The sequence below is a fragment of the Brevibacterium sp. ZH18 genome, from assembly GCF_022748595.1.
Taxonomy (GTDB): Bacteria; Actinomycetota; Actinomycetes; order Actinomycetales; family Brevibacteriaceae; genus Brevibacterium.
Map to the genome: position 1 here is coordinate 42,155 of NZ_JALDSX010000017.1, position 22,958 is coordinate 65,112.

Sequence of the window (22,958 nt, forward strand, 5' to 3'; positions counted from 1 at the left end):
TGTCATCCTCCGATTCCGATCATGGCGAAGATCGGGCCGATCGATTGGGTTGCGGTGTACCAGGTGACCAGTGTTGCTGCGGTGCCGATGATGAGCAACCACTTGGGGTAGGAGTCCGTGCGCAGCAGGCGGGGCCTGAACCAGCCGATGTACATGAAGATTGTGAGACCGATCGGCAGGATCAGACCGTTGAAGCCGCCGACGAACACGAGAAGAGTTGCGGGCGCGGTGCCCAGGCTCAGGTAGACGATCAGGGACACGACGATGAAGATCACGGTTGCGATCTGGAGCGGCCAGCCCTTCTTGAGTCGGGTGGAGAAGGCCGACAGGAATGTCGCCGAGGTATAGGCTGCCCCGATCACCGAGCTCAGAGCCGCTGCCCAGAAGATGGCACCGAAGATGCGCATTCCGGCATCGCCGAGGACGGCTGCGAATGCTTGACCAGCGGGGTTGGCCGCCTGGCCGTCGAGGTCGAGGGCGACCCCTGAGGCGACGACCCCGAGGATGGCCAGGAACAGGACGTAGCGCATGACGCCGGTGACGAGGATGCCCGAGAGCGCCGAGCGCATCACGGATGGTGCGTTCTCCGGTCCGGTCTTGCCCGAGTCGAGGTAGCGGTGAGCGCCGGAATACGTGATGTAGCCGCCGACGGATCCGCCGACGATGGTGGTGATGGTCGCGAAGTTGATCGTGTCGGGCAGGAAGCTCTGTCGGATCGCCTCGCCCACGGGCGGGTGGGAGACGATGGCGACGATGCAGGTGAGGATGATCATTCCGACGCCGAGGACCATGACGACGATGTCGACGACCTTGCCTGCGCGTTTGAAGAGGAAGATGCCGATCGCGAGGACGCCGGTGAGGAGTCCGCCGAGCTTCGGGTCGATCCCGAGCAGCGCGTTGAGGCCGAGCCCGCCGCCGGCGATGTTGCCGATGTTGAAGGCCAGTCCGCCGATGACGATGAGGATCGAGAGGAGGATGCCTGAGCCGGGGACGGCCGAGGACGCGAGCTCCGCGGCACGTTTGCCCGAGGAGGTGACCATGCGCCAGATATTGAGCTGGATGGCGATGTCGATGAGGATCGAGACGAAGATCGCGAAGGCGAAGGCCGCACCCAGCTGCGCGGTGAACGTTGCGGTCTGGGTGATGAAGCCGGGGCCGATCGCCGAGGTGGCCATGAGGAAGATGGCCCCGAGGATAGCGCTGCGGCTGACCTTGACCGAGGATTTCTTCGTCTGGTCGTCGGGTGCCTGGTCGTGCGGTGCCTGTTCTTGTGGCTGTGACATGGGGTCTCCAAGATGCCTGGACTCTGGTGTGCTTCCCGTGGCGATTCGGAGCCGACTCCTGTGTCCGGATCGAATCGCAAATGTGAAGTGGTAGACAATTTAGCATGGATTGTTCAACAAGAATAGACGTGCGTCACACTTTGATCGAAGAATTGTCGACATCAACTCACCATTTTTGTCGTCTGAGTCACTACGATGGAGGCGTGGCTTACGAATCATCCCTGGTCAATCAGCTCACCGATCGCCTCATTGCCGGTGAGCTGCGTCCTGGCGCCCGCTTGTCGGAGACGGCGCTGGCGAAGGAATTCGACGTCTCCCGCAATACTCTGCGCGAAGCATTCAGGGTGCTGGGGGAGCAGGGGCTGGTCAATCACATCCCGCATCGCGGTGTCTCCGTGGCGTCGCCGAGCACGGCCGACGTCATCGACATCTATCGGGTCAGACGCCATGTCGAATGCTCGGTGCTCGAGAACGCCCCGAAGAATCATCCTCATGCCGATCGCATGCGCGAAGCCGTCGAGGTGGCTGAGACGGCTGCGGCCGCCGAGGACTGGCTGCTGGTGGGCACGGCGAACATGACTTTCCACAATGCGCTGGTCTCGCTCTCTGACAGTGCGCGACTGATGCGAACATTCGAGAACGTCCTCGCTGAGCTGCGACTGGCCTTCCTCAAGGTCGAGTTCCTCGATTTCCTCCATGCGCCATTCGTTGTACGCAATCAGGAGGTGCTCGACGCCTACCTGAGTGGGAGTTCGCGGGCGGCGGCGGAGATGCTCGGGACCTACCTCGGCGATTCAGAGCGCCAGGTCCTCGGCGCCTATGCCCGCGCCGGCAAGGACTGAGATTACGCAGGCAGATACTGGGCGCACGAGTGCATAGGGCCCGCCTCGCGCGAATTCACAGGGGTTCTCGCGTAGAGGAAGGCCCGGTCAGCGTACAGGTCTGACTGCTAGACTGGGACGTACGTGTTTGTGCAGATTGCATAGGCCCATGTTGGCCAGAGGCTTTCATGCCTACAGGTGAGGCGGGCAGAGTCCTGGCTCACGAGGAGCATCAGCATGAAGTATGCACCGTATCTCTGTCCCGATTGCTACGCCCGACTCATCGACACTGCCACCGAAGCCGATTCCGGCGCAGGTGCAGTCATCACAGCCCCTCTGCTTGAATGCGAAGAAGGGTGCGGAGTCTCCGACCGAGCGCTCAAACCCTACAGGACCCGAATGAATGGCCGCCGTCGTCCGGCGACACGAGTGGGCGCGCGCCGCCCCAGCTGAGATCGTTGGTCTGCGAAACAGCTCGGCTGACACACTGTTTGCAGAAACGAAGAAACCGCCGTTCGGATCATCCGAACGGCGGTTTCTTCTCTGCGGTGCACCCCCCGGGACTTGAACCCGGAACCCACTGATTAAGAGTCAGTTGCTCTACCAATTGAGCTAGAGGTGCGAGCTGCACATGTTGCGCAACGAGATTTAATATTACTCAGGTTCACGGTCATCATGCAAACCGAGATCGAAGCATTTCAGATTTTGTGATCAACGTCGCAAACCTGCACGTCAGACGCGGGACTTGAACCTGGAACCCACTGGTTGAGGGTCTTGGCCAACCACGAATCGTCGCTGACCTGACTCAGAGGTACATGCCTGAACTCGACTGCTCTGCCGGCTCGGAGATCGCGTGGACGTCGCGCTCACGCAGGAGCACATATGCGGTCCCCTCGAGCTCCACCTCGGCGAGTTCCTCAGGGTCGTAGAGGACGGTGTCGCCGAGGTTGGCCTGCCGCACGTGCGGGCCGGCCGCAACGACCTTGCCCCACACGAGCCGCTTGCCCATGCTTGCGGTCGCCGGAATCACGATACCGGCCGAGGATTTGCGTTCCCCGGCCTCCTCGCCCGGATCGAGAAGGATCCGGTCGTGGAGCATGCGGATGGGCAGAGCGGTATCAGCCACGCTTGTTCCTGCCGGACAGACCGACGACGAGGGCTGCGACACCGAGGACGGTGCCGACTCCGAGCGCAACGATCTCCGGCTTGGGGGAACCGTTGTCCTGCACGACATTGGCCTTCGCCTTGTTGACGGCGCGGGTCGCGATGACCTTCGGATGGATGCGGCCCACAAGTTCATCGATGTTGTCGGCGATGCGCTCTTCGCGCAGACGGATGGACTCCGCAAGCTGTGAGGGTGTTGCGGAATCGACGGTCACATCTGAGGTGTAGACGTTGTCAGTCATCGGGTCGTGTCCTCCGGGTCGCGAATACTTACATGCACGTGGCGGGGGTGCCACGGTGCCTCGTGTCAAGCTTAACCGCTGGAATCTCTCAGTGTCAGATATTGGGTGCGGAGAGCCGAAAAGTCACGACCTCGACGTTCGCGTCCTCAGGCATCGCAGGATAGTGCTCACGCAGATTGGCGACATACCCCTCGGAGGTCGGGCTCTTGCTCAGCTGCAGGATCTGCGGTGTCAGTTCGCTGAGGCGATGAGCCTCGACCGAGGTGATCTCCACCGGGACCGTGCCAGAGTCCGTGTTCTCGAAGTAGGCGAGGGCTGGCCCGGCCGTGTGGGATTCGTTCCAGCGTACGGTCAATGTCTTCCTCGCCGAGGCGATCGCATCGAAATATCGGGCGTTGAACCTCAGGAGTCGGGTTGGTTCCGCATCCGGATGGCGATAGGAGCGGGGGAGGAGCGCGGCGATCGGCGCGATGTCGTACGTTGATCCGCTTGCCGTTCCTGCCGCACCGGCTGTCCCTGCTGTCTCAGCCATCGCCGAGGTGGTTCTGCCCGGTTGCTCCGGCAGCGCGATGAGTGCGTCGGGGTGCAGGTCGAGGATGACCTGGCGGCAGCGTCCGCATGGGGCGAGCAGCCCGCGGTCGTCACAGCCTGCAGCTGCGATCGTGACCAGGGGGCCGGCGTGGGCAGCTGCGGCCGCACCGATGGCGACGAGCTCAGCGCAGGGGCCGCCGGTGAAGTGATGGACGTTGACTCCGGTGTGGATGCGACCCAGCGTGTCCATGACTGCCGCGGCCACTGTGTGGTTCGGGTCGTCGCCCAGTTTCGCCGCCAGTGCCTGCGCAGCATCGATGACGCGCAGTTCTGAGTCGAAGAGGTCCATGCTGCGATCTTAGGCCAGCAGTGTGAGAACCAGCCAGCAGTGCGAGAACCGGAGGTCGCCGGTGAGTCAGGCAGGGGTGGTCGGTGGCAGAGGCGTGTCAGTTCTGCTTGTTGCGTCGTCCGACGAGGTAGATGATGAATCCGACTGCGCCCATGCCGAACGCAGCGAGGACGAAGACCGGCCACGTGCTCACGATCGTCGAGACGATCGATTCCCCGAAGGAGGTCGATGGTGGTTTGTCAGCACGCGGCTGGGGCTGGTCGCCGCCGGTGATGAGGTCTGTGTCGTTGTCTGGAACTGGTGTGTCAGGGTTCCGCGGCACTGGGTCCGAATAGTCAGGAGGCGGGGCGGTGCCTTCGCCTCCAGGCAGCCAGCCGTCACCGGCATCTCCGGGGATCTGATCACGCGTATCGGATGAGCCATTGCCGGTAGCCGGATCTGGGGTGGTGTCATTGCCGTCCGGTCCGTCATCGCCAGATGATGAACCGGTGCCGTTCTTGTCGGTGTCAGACTTCTTGCCGTCAGCAGAGCTGTTCGAATCGGAGTTCTTCGAGTCCGCACCGCTGGAGCTCGAACCGTCGGCATCGGCCGAATTCGAACCGTCAGACTTCGCCAACGAGCTGTCAGACTTCGACGAGGAGCCGGAGCTCGCGGAGGAGTCAGAGCTCGAGGAGGAGTCGGAAGTCGACGACTGCTTGGCTGAATCAGCGTCGGCGGAGCTCGTACTCTTCGAGGAAGTGTCTGCGGAGCTCTTGGAGTCGGAGGTCGATGACGCGGAGGAGCTGCCATCAGAGGCTGACGAGCTGTTCGATTTCGCGGTGTCTGAGCCATCGGAACTCGTCGTGGCATTCAGATCGGTGGTGGCATTGCTGGTGCTGTCCGAGCCCGCAGCCCCAGCCGTATTCGAGCCGTCGGTCGAACTCGCCGCCTTGGCGCCAGCAGAAGCCTTCGCATCACTTCCGGTGCCGGGGTCGTCCGGATATTCGGTGTCGGTGACCGAGATCTTCTCGTCCTTCACCTCGAAGTTCCAGTCGGGGGTCGTGCCCTCGAAGTTGTCGAACTTCATGTGTTCGCCCGGTTTCGCAGCATCGACGACGTATCCATCGGCGTGCAACTGAAATTCGCTGGGCGTTGCCGCCTGAGCTGCCGAGGGGACTGGGTTTCCGCTGTCATCGGTACCGCTGTCTGATTCGGTGCCGGCCGCAGGAGTGTCACCGGAAGAACCGGGACCGGACTCATTCTGCGTCGGCCACCGTTTGGCAGCTTTTTTGGTGGGAAGGGTGAAAGTCTTTCCCACCCAGCTCTCCGGCATGCTTCCCGACTTCTTATCGGGAGCTTTGAGGTGGAAGGTGTTGTCGGTGTCGTCCCACTTCGCCTTCAACGGCGCTGATGTTTCACACGGGGGATCGCCCTCGGTGAACTCTGTCGGCGTTTTGCAGGCGTGGTCCTTGCCATCGTCGTTTCCGCCGGAGTCTGCATCGGCCGTCGAGGAACTTGTCGCTGTCGAACCTGCCGAGTCCGCCCCTGCCTCGGCGTTCGAACTCGGATCAGCGGTCGCGGTGGCGGTGGCAGTGGGAACCGGAACAGGTGCTGCGTCAGCAGCCGATATCGTACCGAGGAACGGGAGCATCACCAGGGCAAGAGCAGTGCCGACGGCAGCCGCGCGGCGGCTGAGCTCGTGGGTGACTGGCACTGCGTTCCTTCGGATGGGGGCTCCGGACATCAATTGTTCAAGGGGGCATGACGTTCAGTCACGTCGTTGACCATCATAATGGCATTGCTGCGCACGATAAAGTTCCGCATCATTGGTCGTTCCTGTCAGACTTCGTGTCGTACGCCTCGATCGTGGAGGCCGCGCCGTCGACGATGGCGGTGTTTCCGTGGTCGGTCAGAGCCAGCAGGTTGGTGTCCGTGCGGTAGGCGTGCTTGCCAGCCAACAGGCACGAGGAGTCGTTGTCGATGGTGCATGGGGTGATCGTGCCCCGAGGCTCGGACAGGTGGATGTCCTTGCTCGACGTGTCCATGAGCAGCAGGCCGGATTGGAGATCGAACAGGTACGGACCGATGTAGGCGCGCTGTCCTCCCTGCCCGCGCACCCAGGACATCTCGCCGACGATGTCGGTTGTCGTCGTCACGGTCGAGAGGATCGAACCGTCCTTCAGGGAGTGGACGACGAGCTGAATGCGGTGCCCGGAGTTCGTCGATGCGCCCTGCTCGCCCCACAGGGTGATGGCTTTGCCGTGCCCTGCAGAGACCCACTTGATGATCTGGAGCCCATCGGCCGGAGCCTCGAGGTCGATGCTCCGCTTCTTCCCGGACTCGATGTTCGTCGCGTTGACCGGACCGTTCCAGTCGGAGCTGAAGAGTTCGTAGTTCTCGATGGCCATCGGCGTCGAACCCGACTCCGGTGTCGGAACATTGACCAGACCGTCAGCGCCGAACGTGGAGAGTTTGTTGCCCGATTTGATGAGCACGCTTTCGCCCGCCGAGGTGATTCGGGCCTTTTGCGGCAGCTGGTACTTCTTAGGTTCGCTCTCGCCGTCGAGCAGTGCTTCGGCGGTGTCGCCGGTCTGCCACAGCAGTGCCGCCTTCCCGTCGATGATCGTGTCGACGGCGAAGGTCGGTGCCTCGTTCGACTTCCCCTTGTACCGAGTTTTGCCTGTGGCGGAGTCGAGGACTTCGAGGTTGCCCTTGTCGACGACGAGGACGCCGCGGTCCGAAGCCGTCACCGAGGCATCTTTGGGAATCTTCGTCTTCCACTTCGGTGAATTGTCGTAGCCGGGGACGACGTCGTCGGTCTTGTCGACTGAGAGTTCGGAGGCCGGGTTGATCTGCTGTTCCGAATTGATGGTCTGCGGGGTCTCGGAGGAACCAGCGGGAACGAGGTTCGGGATGACGAACGCGCCGATCATGAGGATGACGATGCCGATGAGCACAAGGCCGGGCACCGTGATCTTCTTCAAGCGCTGAGGGTGACTCTGCGGGGCGCGCTTGCGCACCCGGGTCTTCTTGACCTTCGGCGAGGCAGGACCTGCAGGTCCGGAAAACGGCGTGCCGAGCGGATACGCCTCACCGGCTCCCGACTCGGCGTCGGATTTGGTCGGTTGGGCCGCCTCGGTGGGGGTGGTTCCATTGGACGCCGAGGTGGTCCTCGCCTCGGGTGCGTTCGTTCCGGAGCCCGCAGGCGAGGTCGCTGACGAACCTGTAGGTGCTGACGAAATCGTCGATGCCGGTGCGGCTGTCGGCTCGGACGCAGCAGTGGCTGATGAAGCCGAGAATGTGGGTGGGGGCGACTGTGGGGAGGCAGATGCTGGTGGGTCGGCTGCCGGGCCCACGCTTCCCGTGTCGTCGACGGTCACCTCGACGGACTGCTTGCCGTCGTCGATGGTCACGGACACCGGTGTCGCGGTCTCGCGGGCGTAGTCGCCGAGGTAGGTCATCGCCTGTCCGGTATCCGAGTACCGACTCGTCGCCCCTTCGAGGGAGAGGTAGGTGAACCCGTCCTGAGAGACGGAGATCAGCGCACGAGCCATTTACGGGGTTCCTTGAGTGCTATCGACGATGGGACCGTGCCAATACTATTGAATACGAGCGCGCGGTCCTACCGTTTTACCGAAACCGTTATACATCTCTACACAATCGTTGCACGTCAGGAGATCTATGTCTCATTGTGCACCATACGCGGTTCTGGTTTGCCCGGTCGTCACCGTCGCGTTAGGATGTATCTTGCTGTCTGCACCTGGGTGCAGCGCATGTGGTGGGTATAGCTCAGCTGGTAGAGCGCCGCGTTGTGGTCGCGGATGTCGCGGGTTCAAGTCCCGTTACTCACCCCGAACGAGAAGCCCCGAGGGCCTTGGAAAGTCAAGGATCTCGGGGCTTCTCTCATTCCCGCTGAGAACCACCGCTCTGGACTTCCATCGGCGAAGTGACGATACTCGGTCGCAGGTGCCCTTCGTATGAAGGACCCGATCCCAGAATTGAAGATTCGACGAACAGGAGACCGGCAATGAACACACCAGAGAGCATCGCCTACACGGCAAAGGCCGAGATCACAGGCGGCCGCGACGGGCACGGAACATCCGATGACAAGGTCCTCGACGTCGACCTCCGCAGCCCCAAGGAGATGGGCGGACCCGGCGGCGGCACCAACCCAGAACAGCTCTTCGCCGTCGGCTACGGCGCCTGCTTCCAGGGTGCACTCGGCCTCGCAGGCAAGGAACTCGGCATCGACACCTCGAAGTCCGTCGTCAACTCCGAAGTCGGCATAGGCAAGGAAGGTGAGAGCTTCGGCATCAGCGTCAAGCTCACCGTCACCGTTCCGGGCGTCGACCAGGACACCGCTCAGAAGGTCGTCGAGCGCACCCACGAACTGTGCCCGTACTCGAAGGCCACTCGCGGAAACATTCCGGTCGAGCTCGTCGCCATCGGCTCCTGACACAGGGCTGTCTGCCGGACTGATCACTGGCCCGACACCGGACTGACATCCGAATACTGTGCATCAGCGCCCATCACGCCGGCATCCGAGATTCGTTTCGGGTTCCGGCGTGATTTGCGCCGTTCCGTCTCCCGGGAAATGCTGTAGCTGTGACCATCGACTTCGACCTCACCGTCGTCGGCAGCATCAACGCCGACATCACCGCCACCACGCGGCGTCTGCCCGCGGCCGGCGAGACCGTCGGCGGTGGCCGTCTCGCTCGCAGCCCGGGTGGAAAGGGCGCCAACCAGGCCGCCGCGGCGGCTCGACTCGGGGCGCGGACGACGATGATCGGCGCCGTCGGATCAGACGCCTCCGGGGCAGCGATGCGCGAAGCCCTGACACGAGCGGGTGTCGGGGTCGATGACGTTGCCGTCGTCGAGGCCGAGACCGGTACCGCTCTGATCATGATTGATGGAAACGGTGAAAATCAGATCGCGGTCTGCGAGGGTGCCAACGCCCGCGTGCGCATCGACGACATCGAATTTCGCGCGCATGAGACAGTGCTGACCCAGCTCGAGATCTCACTCGACCTCATCACGGAGCTCGCCAGACGCGTGAAAGGACAATTCGTCGTCAACGCGGCTCCCGCCCTTCCTCTGCCCGCCGAGGTGGTTGATCGGGCCGATCTCATCATCGTCAACGAGACCGAATATGCGCTGCTCCCGCAGCTGAAGACGGCCAAAGCGGTGGCGGTCACCTATGGTGCGAAGGGCTCTGCTCTGCTCGAGAACGGGCGTCAGGTCGCCTTCGCCGAGGCGCTTCCGCGACAGCCGGTGAGCACAGTGGGTGCAGGTGACGCATTCTGTGCAGCCCTGACGATCGCCTTGGGGTCAGGGCTCGATCCGCAGACCGCGCTGGGCGTCGCGAATGCCGTCGGCGCCGAGGCCGTGATGGATTCCGCCGCGCAGCCCGAATTCCGCAGACTCGACCACTACATCGCAGCCGCCGACACCTCGACCACGACGGAGAACACACCATGACCGACCAGACTCCTCGCACTCAGCGCTCCCTCTTCACCGGTCTGAGCGCCTTCCCGCTCACACCGATCCACAATGACGAGATTGACGAAGCAGAATATGTGGGCCTGTTGGAGCGTCTCGTCACGGCCGACGTCGATTCGATCACTGCACTGGGATCGACCGGCTCCTACGCCTACCTCAGCACCGACGAACGGGCACGGGTTGCCCAACTGACCGTCGCCAACTCCGGTGACACTCCTGTGCTCGTCGGCATCGGTGCCCTGCGTACGCGTGACGTGCTCGCCAACGTCGAGTCTGCCCAAACAGCCGGGGCTCAGGGGCTCCTCCTCGCGCCGGTCAGCTACCAGGCCCTGACCGAGGCGGACGTGTTCGAACTCTTCCGCACCGTCACCGCCGCCACCGATCTTCCGGTCGTCGTCTACGACAACCCGGGCACCACGCACTTCACGTTCACCACTGAGCTCTACGGTCGCCTCGCGGCCCTCGACGGCATCACATCGATCAAGATCCCCGGCTTCGATGCCGCACCCGATGCCTGGTCTCAGCGTGTGGCCGAAATCCGTGATGCTGTCGGTGATGGGGTGACCATCGGAGTCTCCGGCGACGCGTTCGGCGCCGCAGGCCTCAACGCCGGATGCGATGCCTGGTACACGGCCGTCGGTGGAACCTTGCCGGCCCCAATGGTCGAGATCACCCGGGCTGCTCTCGCGGGGGAGTCCGAGAAGGCGGCGGCGCTGTCGGCCGATCTCCAGCCGCTGTGGGACCTGTTCACCGAATTCGGCGGCAGTCTGCGCGTCTCCGCCGCGGTCGCCGAGCATCTCGGCCTCGTCCGTCCGCAGTCCCTGCCCCTGCCGATCCTCGGCCTCGATGACGATCAGAAGCGAAAGGTCGCCGAGGTGGTCGACCGCCTCGAACTCAGCTGAGGATGCGAGAAGTGGTCAGTCGATCTTGCCGATGGGTTCGCGCTTCTCGGCTTGGAACTGGTCTTCGGCGCGACCGCGGGCCCAGTAGGCCGTGATCGAGAGTGCCTCGCGGGGCACGTCACGGTCCTTGAGGACTGTGCGGATCGCCTTGATCGTCTCGCGCTCGCCGTGGGCGAAGACCTGCGGGGTGCCCTCGGGCCAGTCGAGGTCGCGGACGGCAGCGATGAGGGCATCGTCGCTGCTGACCCAGGTGACGGTGACTCCGGCTGGAGTCGCGGGCAGCACCCGATCAGCTTCCTCCGAGACGCAGGCGATGACATGGCCCTTCACTTCGGTGTCCATCGCTTCGAGCGCTGTGCTGACAGCGGGGATGGCCGTGTGATCGGCGATGAGCAGGTGCCACGGGGAATCGGTCTCCGGGCGGTATTTGCCCCCGGGGCCCACCATGACGATCGGGTCGCCCGGTTGGGCATTCTTCGCCCAAGGTCCGGCGACGCCGACATCGCCGTGGACGACGAAGTCGATTGAGAGCCACTTCTCGTCCTCATTGAGCTCACGCACTGTGTACGTCCGTTTTCGGGGCAGCTTCTCCGGGGAGTTCTCCCGCAGATCGGCCAGATCGTAGGGCGGTGTCAGTCCGTGCTGCGGATCGGCGAAGAGGATCTTGACATATTTGTCTGTCGAGTCGTTGCTGGCCAGCTCGTCGAAGCCGTCGCCGCCGACCCGGACTCGGATGAGGTTCGGAGTGATCTCTGTGACCGACTGGACTGACATGATCGCCTGCGGACGCGCCGGGCGGGAAGAGCTGGCTGGACGCGCAGGGTCGTTTGAGCCGGCAGATCCTGGTGATTGGGTCGGGCGCGCATCGGAATTGGGAGGGGTCGTCATGGGTGCCTTCCTTGGAAAGGTCAGCGCCGAGGCGGTCGTGGACCACCTCGGCGCCGGAGGGTTTGTTAGCCTCACCTTATCAGGGCGTACGCTCGGCCATCTCCTTGCGACGGTCGTCGCGAACTCGCTTGAGTCCCTTGACGGTTTTGAGTGAGTCGATGATCTCCACACCAGGCAGGTCCGAGTCTGGCCCCTTGCACTTCATCAGGTTGTCCGGGTCCATAAGTACGACGCGGATTCCGTCGTCCTCGAGCCGAGACAGTGTCTCGGTGAGCATTCTGCGCGCGATGCCGTTGATCTCGTTGACCCGGCGCAGGTCGAGGACGAAGACGTTCGTGCTGCCCGATGGGTCGTCCATGGCACGGATGACGTTTTCGGAGCCGCTCCACTGGATGAGTCCCTGCAGACTGCAGATGCGGACCATGTCGCCCTTGGAGTCGACGAAGCGGCGGTCACGACGGATGATCGAACGGGCAGGCTCAGGGGCATCCATGATGTGCAGGCTCAGCCGGTTCGAGAGGTCGCGGAAGATCTTGGCCCCGCGCACACTCGTCCCATGCTTGTCCAGACGCGGCGAGAACGTGGCGATACCAACCTGACCAGGCATGACGCCGAAGACTCCGCCGGAGACACCGCTCTTCGCGGGGATCCCGATCTCAGTCATCCAGTCACCTGCTGCGTCGTACATGCCGCAGGTCATCATCACCGCGAGCACCTGCCGGTTGACCCGCGGGGACAGCACCTGTTCTCCGCTGAGGGGATTGACGCCGCCACCGGCCAGAGTCGAAGCCATGATCGCGAGGTCCTTGGCTGTGACGAGCACCGAGCACTGCGAGATGTATCCGCGCACGACCTCGTCGGGGTCGTCGAGGAAGACGTCGTAGGAGCGCAGCATGTTCGAGATGGCGACATTGCGATAGGCGGCGCCCCATTCGCCTTCAGCCACATGCTCGTCGATCGTGAGCTCGCGGCCGGCGAACTTGGACAGTCCCGCGCGGGCGATCTCCGTGCGTTCGGCCAGACTGGCCCCGGGTTCGCCGAGGAGGGAGTGGACGGCCATGGCCCCGGCGTTGATCATGGGGTTGAGCGGCTTGCCCGACTTCTTGTCGAGGGAGAGCTCGTTGAACTTCTCACCGCTGGGTTCGACGCCGACCATTTCGAGGACGCGCGGCAGGCCGACCTGTTCGAGGGCGAGGCCGTAGATGAAGGGCTTCGACATCGACTGGATTGAGAATTCGTACTCGGCATCGCCCGAGGTGTACTTGACGCCGTCGAGCGTGGAGATGCAGATCCCGAGCTTCTCTGGATCGGCTGCGGCCAGATCGGGAATGTAGTCCGCGTTCTCACCTGATCGGTCCGACCGGTGACGGTCGAGCGTTTCGTCCAGGAAATCGGGAATAGGGGATCGCATTGCACCTCCTGCATTGTCGTGAAGTCCAGTCGCACATGGAAGGGCCGGAAAGCCCGACTGCCATTCTCACACAGACTCGCGGATGAGTCGGGGTCGATGCTGATGTTGCAGGTCTGGCACCTCCACGCCATCGGCGCGCACGCTCCGCCGATTTACGCTGATGCCATGCACAAGATAGCCGCCATCATCCTCGCGAGCCTCATCGGGGTCGCCGCGATCGGCGTCATCGTCATGATCGTGGCTGAGGCACTCATGCCGATCTACGATGATTCGTCCGTGAAGCGTCGCCTCCCGCAGCAGGCGCTGACGCCCGAGGAGATGACCGTCACGGTCACCCCGCATCGTGATGGCACGATCCACGTCGCCGAAAGGCTGATCTTCGACGCCTCTGCCACCGAGGACAGGCCGCTCTTCTGGAGCATCGGCGGCGAATCGATCGGCTGGAACGGCGGAGTCGGCGAGGGCGGCCAGTATGCCGTGATGCCCACAGTCAAGGATGTCACCGCGATCGAGTTGAGCACGGACGAGGGATCGACGCAGACGGACCCCGCCGAGGCTGCTGACCTCACCGTCGCCCGTGACGATTCCGACGTCGACGATCCGTTCTACGACGACGTCAGGTACACGATCACGAATGAGAAGTCTCGCGGTCAGTCATCAGGCGAGGTCACCGATTGGGGCCCGGGGCGGCACGTCGTCGACTTTGCCTATGTCCTCGACGACGTGTACCTCAAGGTGGAGGGGCGAGACCTGTTCGTCTTGCCGCTGAGCTTCCTCGAGGGTACGGGTGAGGCTCCGAGCCTGCGGACCATTTCGCTTGAGACCGGTGGGCCTCTTCTGTGTCTGCCGACGAACCGGGCGTTCAAACCCGACCCTGACTGCACCGGTCTGACTCAGGGTGGTGCGGATCCCGTCGTCGAGGGCGGAACCCTGGCCTGGCGCCAGCTCAATCCTGTAACGAGCATCGGCGCCGTCGGGTTCGATGCGCCCAAGGGCATGTCGGTCGATCCGATCGATGTCTATGAGAACAAGAGGTGAGGTCATGACCAGAAGAACAGGCTCCACCAGTGCCCGCACTGGCAAAGGCACCGGTTTCAAGGCCCTGGTCATCGGTTCCATTGTCGTTGCGTGTGTCACCGCTGGGACCGTGACAGTCGGAACGCTGAGTGCAGGGCAGGCCGACGCCGCACCCAACCCCCTCATGAACGTAGAAGCGACGCACACCGTCACGATCGCCGACGACGGCAGCTACCGTGTGCACATCGACGAGACGATCGAGCAGGCCCTCGAGGCTGACTTCTCTTTCGGAGGCACCGTCCATGACGGGTTCCGGCTGCCCGACACCGAGGCTGTGCTCCCGCCCTATCTGCGTGCTCAGTACTCCGATCCGGCCATCACCATCGATGGTGAAGGCATCGAGACGAAGGTCGAGCACACGTTCCACGCTGTCGACATCTCTGCCCACGACGACTTCGACGAAGGCAAGCATGCCGGTACCGTCGACTACCGAGTCACCGGAGCCGCTGTGCCGGCCGGAAATCGTGGGGCTGCCGAGAACCATGCTCACGCTGATGGCCAAGACGCCGAGAACCATGCTGACGCTGATGGCATCGTCGTCTATCTGCGACCGCTGCTGCCCGGCGACGTGACCGTGAAATCGGCGGCCGACATCGAAGCAGTCGAATGCGAGGATCTTCCCCTGACCAGCGACCCCTGTGGGAAGAAGTCAGGCGAGGGCTGGACGATCGGGGTCGAGGAGCTCACCGGCGGCGCGGCCGTGAAGATCACCCTCGACGCCGATGCTGCAGACCTTGCCGAGGCACAGATCGACACTGACTCATGAGCCGAAGCGCCCATCGACGCGCAGCACAGCCTCGAGCAGCACGGAGATCCCAGGAACGATGTCACCGAGGTCGGTGAACTCTTCGGGGCAGTGGCTGCGACCGTCGACCGAGGGGACGAAGATCATCCCGACCTGGGTCTTCGCGGCGATGATCCCCGCATCGTGACCGGCCCCGGAGAACATGGTGGCACGGGACAGACCGAGATCATCTGCCACCTCGGCGATGGTCGAGGTGATCGGTTCGTGCAGAGGCACGGGAGCATCGTCGGTCGTCCACTCCATCTCCACGTGGACCCCGCGCTTCTCTGACTGCTCAGCGGCCGCCGAGGTGAGCCGACGCTGAGCTTCATTGAGCCATGAACCGTCGGGGCCGCGGAACTCGCCCTCGAGGCTGGCGGTGGCGGAGACGACGTTGACGGCCTCCGGGGTGAACTGGATCTGCCCGCTCGTGCCGCGAGTGTTCGTCCCGGACTCGGCGATCGCCTCGACGGCCAGGACTGTTCCAGCCGCCGCGCACCCGGCATCGGCACGAACGTCCATCGGAGTCGTGCCCGCATGATCCTGTCGTCCGGTGAACAGAGCTTTGAAGTGGTTGATGCCGGTGATGGTCTCGACGACGCCGATCTGCTTGCCGATCCGCTCAAGTTCAGGCCCCTGCTCGATGTGGAGTTCGAGGAAGGCCGTGACTTTCGAGAAGTCATAGGCTGCGTCGAGGAACGACTCGGGGTCGATCCCGGAGTCGGGCAGAGCCTGGGCAAGGCTGCGGCCGGTGGTGTCCACAGCGGCCAAGGTCGTGCGGTCGACAAGCCTGGTCATCGCCCGGGAGCCGACGCAGAAGAATCCGAAGTCATTGGGCTCCTCGTTGAAGAACACGACGACGACAAGGTCGTGGTCGAGCCGGACGTCGCTCTCCTGCAGCAGTCGAACCACTTCGATGGCACCGAGGACTCCGGTGACCCCGTCGAAGCGGCCCCCGCCGTCGACGGTGTCCGTGTGCGATCCGAGCATGATCTCACGCCCGCCGAGGCGACCGCGCAGAACCCCGATCACGTTTCCTGCCCCGTCGATCCGAGTCTCCAACCCCGCCCGCTTCATGAGCGTGCGGGCGAAGTCGCGGCCGGCGATGTCGAATTCGCTCAGTGCTCGCCTCGTCCACCCGGGCCGATCAGAATCGGTCAGGGTCGAGAGTTCGGTGAGTTCGGCATGGAACCGTTCGCCTACTGGGGTGATCGTGCTCATCGTCGAGTCCTCTTCTCAGTCTGTTTCGCTGTCTGTCTTTCGGCCCGTGTGCTTCTCGTCAGCCGCCCAAGCCGCCGGAGAGGCGGGCATGGATGGCTTCTGTGTACTGGTTCATGCCGAAGAGCTCGACTCTCTTGCCCAGGTGTTCGTACTTCGTCACGATCGCATCGAGGGCCGCCACCGACGAGGCATCCCAGATGTGGGAGCCGCTCATGTCGATGACGATGCGATCGGGGTCGTGGGAGTAGAGGAACTGCGTCGTCAGATCGTTCGACGAGGCGAAGAACAGCTCGCCGGTGACGCTATAGTGGGCGCCGACCTCGGTGACCACACGGTCAACGGTGACGAAGTGCGCGACGCGGCGCACGAAGAGAACACTGGCGATGAAGACGCCGACGACGACGCCGATGGCGAGGTTTCCGGTCAGGACCACGACGACCACGGTGGCGATCATGACGAAGGTCTCGGACTTGGGCAGCACCATCAAGGTCGAGGGGCGGATCGAATGCCAGTCGAAGGTGTCGATGGACACGATCATCATGATCGCCACGAGCGCCGCCATGGGGATGATGCCGACGACATCGCCGAGGACGACCACAAGGATGAGGAGGAACGCACCGGCCATGAACGTCGAGATGCGGGTCCGCGCCCCGGAGGCCTTCACATTGATCATGGTCTGCCCGATCATGGCGCACCCGCCCATGCCGCCGAAGAGGCCGGAGATCATGTTCGCCACACCCTGGCCCCAGCTCTCACGGGTCTTGTTCGAGTGGGTGTCGGTGATCTCATCGACGAGTTTGGCCGTCATCAGCGACTCCATCAACCCGACCAGCGCCATCGCCAGCGAGTACGGGGCGATCGTGGCGAAGGTGTCCCAGGTCAGCGGCACATCGGGAATGAACAGCTGTGGCAGGCTGCGCGGCAGCTCACCCTGATCGCGGACGGTGGGCACGTCGATGGCGAAGAGCACTGTGATCGCGGTGATGAGGACGATGGCGACCAGGGGAGCGGGGACGACTTTCGTGATCTTCGGCAGCAGCACCATGACGACGATGCCGAGTGCCACAAGCGGATAGACCAGCCACGGCACGCCGATGACGTGGGGCAGCTGTGCGGAGAAGACGAGGATCGACAGGGCGTTGACGAACCCGACCATGACGCTGCGGGGAATGAAGCGCATGAGCTTTGCGACGCCCGAGACCGCCAGCAGGATCTGGAAGACTCCGGCCAGCATGACGGTGGCGATGAAGAAGTCCATACCGTAGGTGCGCGCGACCGGGGCGATGACCAGTGCGACAGCACCCGTCGCAGCCGAGATCATCGCGGGCCGGCCGCCGAGGAACGCGATCGAGATAGCCATGATGAATGCGGAGAACAGCCCGACCTTCGGGTCGACGCCGGCGATGATCGAGAACGCGATCGCTTCAGGAATGAGAGCCAGCCCGACGACGAGCCCGGCGAGGACCTCGCGGGTGAGCAGCCTCGGCGATCGCAGTGCAGTGAGCACGCACGGTTCGGGGCGATACCGGCGGGGGTCGTCGATCGAGTTGATGGTCGGTGGTGTCGTCACCTCAATGACACGCCCGTTCCGTGGAGGCTGATCTTGAGCCCGGCTTCCGTGGCTTCGATGTTCGTGAGCTCGAGGCCGGGCGGCAGAAAATCGAGGTCGATGACGATGTCGGAGATGGACGAGGTCAGGAACGAGGGAAGCGAATCGACGGGGACCTCAGCGGATCCGAGCTTGATCGTCGTGGCGTTGACGACGACTTTGCGTGACTGTGCCTTCGGCTCGATGCCGATGAGCAGGTCCTGGCCCAGCAGCGACCCTTTGAGGTAGAGCTGATCGTCGATCGTGGTGAAGGACATGTCCGACGGCAGAGAGGCGTGTTCGAAGGCCAGCGAATCGATCGTCCATAGCGGAATCACCGCGCTCGCCTCGACAGTGCCGATCGGTCGAGTGGTGTCGACGGGGGCGTCGAAGAGCTTCGCGTCGACATCGGTGAAGTCGACGTCCTCGTAGCGTGCCCGAGCGGCGGTGATATGCACCGTGTTGAGCTCTCCGCCGGCGATCTGGGTGAGAACAGGGAAGCCTTCGACGTTGACATCGGCATCGCCGTAGGGCTTGAGGCTCTCGGCGATCTTCTGCTCGGTGGTGAAGTCGACCACGCGGTCAACGGCGATGATGGCAACGAGGAGGGTGGCCACGACGATGACTGCCGTGACGATGAGAGCCGTCCGGCGAGAACTCCGCCGAGGTGGTTCGTTCACGTATCGACGATGACCACGTCGAGCGTGCGCGGTCCGTGCACACCTTCGACGCGTTTGAGTTCGATGTCGCTCGTGGCCGAGGGCCCGGAGATGAACGTCAGGGGTGCGCTCGGCTCCAGACGGGAGATTCCCTCGGGCACGATGTCGACGATGTCCTCGACGCGGACCACGCACACGTGGTGGTCGGGGACCAGGGTGATCGCCCGTCTGCCGCAATCGTCGGATCCGTCGAGGACGATGGTTCCCGTCTGTGCGATCGACACCGCCGAGGCGGTCACCACCGCCGCCTGCGAGTCGAGTTCGGGGACGCTCAGTTGGGATCCCGGAGCATCGACGGAGACCTTGCCGGTGAACCCGTTCAGCCACGTGTCGTCGAGCCCTTTCGGGACGACGACAGCCGATCCGGGTTCGAGGAGTCCGACGATGGTCTCGGCAGGATCACCGGTGACGCGGTGGACGTTGGCCTTGTAGTCGACGAGGCGGTCGACGAGCAGTTCGATGAGGTCCTCACCCGAATGCGTGCCGGTGCGCAGGTAGTCTGCGCTCTGACCCACGACACCGCCCCCTGCGGCGGGAGCGCCTTGACGAGGGTGCGCGGACTCCGCGGCCGAGGAACTGTGTGAGCCGTCAGCGCGGGATGCGGCAGGGGAGCCGGAGGGAGCGCTGCCGGAGGTCGATGAGACGTACTCGCCCCCGCCTCGGCGACCGAGTGCCTCATTGATGCGGCCGAGGATCTCTTCGCGTGCGGTGTCCGTCATGTTTCGTCTTCCCCGTTCTCGTCCCGGTCTTCGTCTCGGTCTTCGTCCTCGGCCCACAATTGCCTGAAGCTCTTCTCCGGCAGTCCCGGAATGTCACGACTCGACGTCCAAGCCCCGGCGATGCCGGGCAGCGAGTTCATCGACTTCCCGCCGCTGACCGCATGGGCAAGGGGCAGACCCTTCTCCGCCGCTGCCATCCTCTTTCCGTCGCCCATCATCCACGATGCGCCCGTGAGCGCCGTGTCGAGCTGGGAGGAGACGGGGGAGTGATTGGCCTCGACATCCTCATTGCGCAGGTGGACGAGGATCTCCGGAATGTTGATCTTGACCGGGCACACATCATAGCAGGCACCGCACAGGCTCGACGCGTAGGGCAGTGAACCATTCTCTTCGGTCTCGACTCCAGTCAGCAGCGGCGAGAGGATCGCCCCGATCGGACCCGGGTAGGTCGACCCGTAGGCGTGGCCGCCGGTGCGTTCATAGACGGGGCAGACATTCATGCACGCCGAGCAGCGGATGCAGTTCAGAGCCGTCCGGCCGTGTTCATCGGCCAGTGCGCGCGTGCGTCCGTTGTCGAGGATGACGAGGTGGACGTTCTGCGGGCCGTCTCCGGGAGTCTTTCCGGTCCAGAACGAGGTGTACGGGTTCATCCGCTCACCGGTGGACGATCGTGGCAGAAGCTGCAGGAAGACCTCGAGATCTGAGAAGCTCGGCAGGAGCTTCTCGATGCCCATGACGGTGATGAGCGTCTCCGGCAGGGTCAGGCACATGCGGCCGTTGCCCTCCGATTCGACGACGCCGAGCGTTCCGGTGTCCGCGATGCCGAAGTTCGCACCCGAGACGGCGACCTTCGTGGTCAGGAACTTCTCGCGCAGATGCCGCCGGGCCGCCTCGGCGAGGACGGCCGGGTCGTTAGTCAGCTCACCGGCGTCGGGCATCTTGTCCATGAAGATCTGACGGATCTCATCGCGGTTGCGGTGGATGGCGGGCACGAGGATGTGGCTGGGCTTGTCGTCACCGAGCTGGACGATGAGTTCGGCCAGATCCGTTTCGAAGGCGTCGATGCCCTGGGTCTCCAGATGTTCGTTGAGCCCGATCTCCTGCGTAGCCATCGATTTGACCTTGATGACCTCGCGGCGACCGGTCTCAAGTACCGGGGCGTTGGCCTCGACGAGCTCGGTGACGATGGCATTGGCCTCATCGGCATCTCGGGCCCAGTGGATGATTCCGCCGGCGGCCGTGAAGTTCGCTTCGAACTCCTCGAGATATTCGGGCAGATTCGCCATCACCTGATTCTTCGCCCGCGAGCCGGCCTCGCGCAGCTCTTCCCAGTCGTCGAGCTCGGCGACGACGCCGGAGCGCTTGTCGCGGATCGTGGAGGTGGCATGGCCGATGTTGTTGCGCAGCTGCTGGTTCGACAGGTGCTTGTGCGAGACCGTGGCGAAGGACTCGTCTTCGACGATGTTGCCCTGCCCGCCCGGCAGGTCGTTGACGTCGGTGTGCTTGGACCGCAGCAGCGGCATTCCCAGAAAGGTCATCGCAGGCTTCCTCCGCTCACTGTTGCTCCTTCGCTCTGGACCCGCAGCGGGTCCTCCTTCGTCGAGGCGAGGATCCGCGCGAGGTGGACCGTCGACGCCCCGACGCGCAGACCGGACTGCATCTGACTCGGTTCGGCGGGACTCGTTCCGTGCTCGCCCGCTGTGAGGTGATCATCGTCGTCGGCTCCGACGACGGCCGTGAGGTGCTCGGTGTGATCGCCTCCGATGTCGGTTGCGCTAGTCTCCTTGACATGCACGGCAGTCACATCCGGAGTGCCCTCGAAGCGTCCTGTGCGCTGGAAGCGGGAGAGGCCCCCGCCGATGTGGAGCAGGCATGAGGCGTCACCGCCGGTGCACACCTCGGCGCCGGTGGCCTGGATGGTGCGGGCCTTGTCGGCGAGCATCGCCGAGGACACCTCGGGGTTCTTCACGGAGAACGTCCCGCCGAACCCGCAGCAGGCATCCGCGAGCGGCAGTTCGATGAATTCGATGTCCTCGACCGAACGGATCAGGTCTGACTGACGATCGCCGAGGCGCAGCAGCCGCATGCCGTGGCAGGACGGATGGTAGGTCACACTGTGAGGAAAGTAGGAACCCAGATCTGCGGCCGCATCGGTGACACCGAGGACGTCTGTGAGCAGCTGGGAGAGTTCATAGGTGCGTCCGGCGACGTCAGCAGCCGCTGTGGCCAGGGCCTCATTGCCCATTCGGCGGGCCACCATCGGCTGCTGGTGACCCAACGAGGCCACGCAGGAGGCAGACGGGGCGACGGCGACATCCCATTCGGTGCTGGTGAAGGCGCGGACGTGATTGTTGATGACTGGTTCGGCCTGTTCGAATTTCCCGGAATTGATGTGCATCTGCCCGCAGCAGGCCTGACCGCTGGGGAAGGTGACCTCGTGGCCGAGCCGTCTCAGAATGGTCACGGTCGCCTGCGCGACTTCGGGATACATGCCATCCACGATGCATGTGGCGAACAGTGCAATCTTCATCTGACCTCCAAGCCGAACTGCCTGCAGTGCCAAGAATCGGACCCCGAGCATGGGCGCCGGTGTACGACCGGTCGAATGCGACGGAAGTGGTTCTTGTCACAACTGTGGTCAGACCTTAACACGCAGGGGAAGCCGGACAAACTGATCGTGGTCGGGGGCGGACGTGACTGCCGTGAACTGGCGGATCTGCTCCGAGCGGGGCGGCAGGGGAGGGCAATTACGATGAATGGGACTGACGAAATTATCGTCGCCACCACAGCTATCGACCCGCCAGGCTCCTGACCATAGGATGAACGCTATGGACTCTCAGCGCACAAAGCACATCAGGACTCTCTCCGGTCGTCTCAACTCGTTCCACTCGGCCATGTACTTCTCGGATACCGTGGGCCGCGTGTATGCCGAACACGGGCTCGAAGCCGGAGTCGTCGGGAACCTGGCCGCACGCTCGGCGCCGCTGGGCAAAGTGAATCCGGGGGTCGTCAGCGCCGCCTACTACAACTATTCGCACTCATTCATCGCGACACTGATTCCGCAGCTGTGGGAGACCGTGTCACCCGAAGAGATGGTGCAGGCCCGCTTCGACGCGGTCGCCGTCTTCATGGACGAGCTGTTCGGCGATCGTGAGGACATCGCCCTGCTCACCGAGGCGGCCATGAGCCTGTCATCCGCGCTGCAGCCGGTGCTTGCGCAGATGGACTTCTCCGGCCGCGCGCTCGCCGCTGCCACAGCCGACGCCATCGCCGGGCACGAGCCGAAGACAGCCTTCGAACAGCTGTGGGACGTCGCGACCGTGGCCCGCGAATTCAGAGGAGACGGCCACGTAGCCTCTCTTGTGACTGCCGGAGTTCCTGGCATCGACGCACTCATGCTCGACGTCGCCACGGGAGCCTCCTTCTATCCGCGTGCAGCTCAGAAGACCCGCGGCTTCACCGACGAGGAATGGCAGGGTGCCCAGGCGCGCCTGGCCGAGGCCGGTCTGATCACCATCGGCAAGGACGATCGCGGTTTCGATCTGCCGGCTATCACCGAGGCGGGCCGGGATCTCAAGGAGCAGGTCGAACTGCTCACCGACGGCACGGTCACAGCGGCATGGTCAACGCTGAGCGACGAGGAGATCGCGACTCTGGCCGCAACGAGCCGCCCACTGATCAAAGTGCTCGCCCAGTCGGGGGCCTTCCCCGCGTCGGTCTTCGCCCAGCCCGAGAAGAAGACGCGCTGAGGATCAGCCCGATCCGAACCTGGCAGGGCCGC

The 22,958-nt window shown here is 63.7% G+C and carries 21 protein-coding genes and 2 tRNA genes; 8 read left to right on the plus strand and 15 right to left on the minus strand.

Going from position 1 to position 22,958, the window contains the following annotated elements; translation table 11 throughout:
- Positions 1-2: 2 nt before the first annotated feature.
- Positions 3-1,175: an NRAMP family divalent metal transporter gene (locus tag MPN20_RS08485; RefSeq protein WP_242781184.1), complete on the minus strand. Its 1,173-nt coding sequence runs from the start codon at positions 1,173-1,175 to the stop codon at positions 3-5.
- Positions 1,176-1,486: 311 nt separating this feature from the next.
- On the opposite strand from MPN20_RS08485, the gene MPN20_RS08490 reads away from it, so the two are divergent.
- The gene (locus MPN20_RS08490) at positions 1,487-2,125 is read left to right on the plus strand and encodes a GntR family transcriptional regulator (RefSeq protein WP_242781137.1); all 639 of its coding nucleotides are present in this window, start codon (positions 1,487-1,489) and stop codon (positions 2,123-2,125) included.
- Positions 2,126-2,653: 528 nt separating this feature from the next.
- On the opposite strand, the gene MPN20_RS08495 is transcribed toward MPN20_RS08490, so the two are convergent.
- From MPN20_RS08495 to MPN20_RS08520, 6 genes are all read right to left on the minus strand, one after another.
- Positions 2,654-2,726 (minus strand) — tRNA-Lys (locus MPN20_RS08495).
- Between the two features lie 183 nt (positions 2,727-2,909).
- On the minus strand, positions 2,910-3,230 hold the full coding sequence (locus MPN20_RS08500) for a co-chaperone GroES (RefSeq protein WP_242781140.1): 321 nt from the start codon (positions 3,228-3,230) through the stop codon (positions 2,910-2,912).
- Entirely contained in the window at positions 3,223-3,510 is a 288-nt protein-coding gene (locus MPN20_RS08505) for a DUF3618 domain-containing protein (protein ID WP_242781143.1), read from the minus strand. The genes MPN20_RS08500 and MPN20_RS08505 overlap by 8 nt, the downstream gene beginning before the upstream one ends.
- Before the next feature lie 94 nt (positions 3,511-3,604).
- Complete coding sequence (locus MPN20_RS08510; RefSeq protein WP_242781146.1) at positions 3,605-4,390, minus strand: ASCH domain-containing protein; 786 nt, start codon at positions 4,388-4,390, stop codon at positions 3,605-3,607.
- A 97-nt stretch (positions 4,391-4,487) separates the two neighbouring features.
- A complete protein-coding gene (locus MPN20_RS08515) occupies positions 4,488-6,083 on the minus strand; it encodes a hypothetical protein (RefSeq protein ID WP_242781148.1) in 1,596 nt (531 codons plus the stop codon).
- Between the two features lie 109 nt (positions 6,084-6,192).
- Complete coding sequence (locus tag MPN20_RS08520) at positions 6,193-7,923, minus strand: hypothetical protein (RefSeq protein WP_242781150.1); 1,731 nt, start codon at positions 7,921-7,923, stop codon at positions 6,193-6,195.
- Positions 7,924-8,147: 224 nt separating this feature from the next.
- On the opposite strand from MPN20_RS08520, the gene MPN20_RS08525 reads away from it, so the two are divergent.
- The 4 genes from MPN20_RS08525 (at position 8,148) to MPN20_RS08540 (ending at position 10,770) form a co-directional block, all read left to right on the plus strand.
- Positions 8,148-8,220: transfer RNA gene (locus tag MPN20_RS08525), tRNA-His, on the plus strand.
- A gap of 176 nt (positions 8,221-8,396) precedes the next feature.
- Entirely contained in the window at positions 8,397-8,825 is a 429-nt protein-coding gene (locus tag MPN20_RS08530) for an organic hydroperoxide resistance protein (RefSeq protein WP_242781151.1), read from the plus strand.
- 149 nt (positions 8,826-8,974) lie between these two features.
- On the plus strand, positions 8,975-9,847 hold the full coding sequence (locus tag MPN20_RS08535) for a ribokinase (RefSeq protein ID WP_242781153.1): 873 nt from the start codon (positions 8,975-8,977) through the stop codon (positions 9,845-9,847).
- Positions 9,844-10,770: a dihydrodipicolinate synthase family protein gene (locus MPN20_RS08540; protein ID WP_242781155.1), complete on the plus strand. Its 927-nt coding sequence runs from the start codon at positions 9,844-9,846 to the stop codon at positions 10,768-10,770. Before MPN20_RS08535 ends, MPN20_RS08540 begins: the two co-directional genes overlap by 4 nt.
- A 15-nt stretch (positions 10,771-10,785) precedes the next feature.
- Here the strand turns inward: MPN20_RS08540 and MPN20_RS08545 are convergent, their stop codons facing one another.
- Positions 10,786-11,544 carry a siderophore-interacting protein gene (locus MPN20_RS08545; RefSeq protein WP_242781157.1) on the minus strand — a complete coding sequence of 253 codons (759 nt, stop codon included), beginning with the start codon at positions 11,542-11,544 and terminating at the stop codon, positions 10,786-10,788.
- A 193-nt stretch (positions 11,545-11,737) separates the two neighbouring features.
- Positions 11,738-13,069: a glutaminase gene (locus MPN20_RS08550; RefSeq protein WP_242781165.1), complete on the minus strand. Its 1,332-nt coding sequence runs from the start codon at positions 13,067-13,069 to the stop codon at positions 11,738-11,740.
- A gap of 165 nt (positions 13,070-13,234) precedes the next feature.
- Here MPN20_RS08550 and MPN20_RS08555 point away from each other — a divergent pair, with 165 nt between their 5' ends.
- Both MPN20_RS08555 and MPN20_RS08560 read left to right on the plus strand, forming a co-directional pair.
- Positions 13,235-14,107, plus strand: coding sequence for a hypothetical protein (locus MPN20_RS08555; RefSeq protein WP_242781167.1), 873 nt, complete (start codon positions 13,235-13,237; stop codon positions 14,105-14,107).
- Between the two features lie 4 nt (positions 14,108-14,111).
- Complete coding sequence (locus tag MPN20_RS08560) at positions 14,112-14,912, plus strand: hypothetical protein (protein WP_242781169.1); 801 nt, start codon at positions 14,112-14,114, stop codon at positions 14,910-14,912.
- Here MPN20_RS08560 and MPN20_RS08565 read toward each other — a convergent pair.
- The 6 genes from MPN20_RS08565 to MPN20_RS08590 are packed head-to-tail and all read right to left on the minus strand — an operon-like array spanning position 14,907 to position 21,707.
- The gene (locus MPN20_RS08565) at positions 14,907-16,151 is read right to left on the minus strand and encodes a M20 family metallo-hydrolase (protein ID WP_242781171.1); all 1,245 of its coding nucleotides are present in this window, start codon (positions 16,149-16,151) and stop codon (positions 14,907-14,909) included. The two genes, MPN20_RS08560 and MPN20_RS08565, sit on opposite strands and share 6 nt — an antisense overlap.
- A gap of 58 nt (positions 16,152-16,209) precedes the next feature.
- Positions 16,210-17,721: a SulP family inorganic anion transporter gene (locus tag MPN20_RS08570; RefSeq protein WP_242781173.1), complete on the minus strand. Its 1,512-nt coding sequence runs from the start codon at positions 17,719-17,721 to the stop codon at positions 16,210-16,212.
- On the minus strand, positions 17,718-18,419 hold the full coding sequence (locus MPN20_RS08575; protein WP_242781175.1) for a DUF2993 domain-containing protein: 702 nt from the start codon (positions 18,417-18,419) through the stop codon (positions 17,718-17,720). Before MPN20_RS08575 ends, MPN20_RS08570 begins: the two co-directional genes overlap by 4 nt.
- Positions 18,416-19,177 (minus strand): LUD domain-containing protein, encoded by a 762-nt coding sequence (locus MPN20_RS08580; RefSeq protein ID WP_242781179.1) that lies wholly within the window; start codon positions 19,175-19,177, stop codon positions 18,416-18,418. The genes MPN20_RS08575 and MPN20_RS08580 overlap by 4 nt, the downstream gene beginning before the upstream one ends.
- Entirely contained in the window at positions 19,174-20,700 is a 1,527-nt protein-coding gene (locus tag MPN20_RS08585; protein ID WP_242781186.1) for a lactate utilization protein B, read from the minus strand. The genes MPN20_RS08580 and MPN20_RS08585 overlap by 4 nt, the downstream gene beginning before the upstream one ends.
- Before the next feature lie 11 nt (positions 20,701-20,711).
- Entirely contained in the window at positions 20,712-21,707 is a 996-nt protein-coding gene (locus MPN20_RS08590) for a (Fe-S)-binding protein (RefSeq protein WP_242781180.1), read from the minus strand.
- Positions 21,708-22,005: 298 nt separating this feature from the next.
- Between MPN20_RS08590 and MPN20_RS08595 the strand changes: the two genes are divergently transcribed.
- On the plus strand, positions 22,006-22,926 hold the full coding sequence (locus MPN20_RS08595) for a hypothetical protein (protein WP_242781181.1): 921 nt from the start codon (positions 22,006-22,008) through the stop codon (positions 22,924-22,926).
- The last annotated feature ends 32 nt before the right edge of the window (positions 22,927-22,958 follow it).

What these genes read in the sequence shown, in the direction of transcription:
- MPN20_RS08555 (WP_242781167.1), top strand. Translation starts at nt 13,235, where the DNA reads ATGCACAAGATAGCCGCCATCATCCTCGCGAGCCTCATCGGGGTCGCC.
- MPN20_RS08485 (WP_242781184.1), bottom strand. Translation starts at nt 1,175, where the DNA reads ATGGCCACCTCGGCGATCGGCCCCGGCTTCATCACCCAGACCGCAACG.
- MPN20_RS08585 (WP_242781186.1), bottom strand. Translation starts at nt 20,700, where the DNA reads ATGCCGCTGCTGCGGTCCAAGCACACCGACGTCAACGACCTGCCGGGC.
- MPN20_RS08550 (WP_242781165.1), bottom strand. Translation starts at nt 13,069, where the DNA reads ATGCGATCCCCTATTCCCGATTTCCTGGACGAAACGCTCGACCGTCAC.
- MPN20_RS08545 (WP_242781157.1), bottom strand. Translation starts at nt 11,544, where the DNA reads ATGTCAGTCCAGTCGGTCACAGAGATCACTCCGAACCTCATCCGAGTC.
- MPN20_RS08560 (WP_242781169.1), top strand. Translation starts at nt 14,112, where the DNA reads ATGACCAGAAGAACAGGCTCCACCAGTGCCCGCACTGGCAAAGGCACC.
- MPN20_RS08590 (WP_242781180.1), bottom strand. Translation starts at nt 21,707, where the DNA reads ATGAAGATTGCACTGTTCGCCACATGCATCGTGGATGGCATGTATCCC.
- MPN20_RS08520 (WP_242781150.1), bottom strand. Translation starts at nt 7,923, where the DNA reads ATGGCTCGTGCGCTGATCTCCGTCTCTCAGGACGGGTTCACCTACCTC.
- MPN20_RS08530 (WP_242781151.1), top strand. Translation starts at nt 8,397, where the DNA reads ATGAACACACCAGAGAGCATCGCCTACACGGCAAAGGCCGAGATCACA.
- MPN20_RS08540 (WP_242781155.1), top strand. Translation starts at nt 9,844, where the DNA reads ATGACCGACCAGACTCCTCGCACTCAGCGCTCCCTCTTCACCGGTCTG.
- MPN20_RS08510 (WP_242781146.1), bottom strand. Translation starts at nt 4,390, where the DNA reads ATGGACCTCTTCGACTCAGAACTGCGCGTCATCGATGCTGCGCAGGCA.
- MPN20_RS08565 (WP_242781171.1), bottom strand. Translation starts at nt 16,151, where the DNA reads ATGAGCACGATCACCCCAGTAGGCGAACGGTTCCATGCCGAACTCACC.
- MPN20_RS08580 (WP_242781179.1), bottom strand. Translation starts at nt 19,177, where the DNA reads ATGACGGACACCGCACGCGAAGAGATCCTCGGCCGCATCAATGAGGCA.
- MPN20_RS08595 (WP_242781181.1), top strand. Translation starts at nt 22,006, where the DNA reads ATGGACTCTCAGCGCACAAAGCACATCAGGACTCTCTCCGGTCGTCTC.
- MPN20_RS08505 (WP_242781143.1), bottom strand. Translation starts at nt 3,510, where the DNA reads ATGACTGACAACGTCTACACCTCAGATGTGACCGTCGATTCCGCAACA.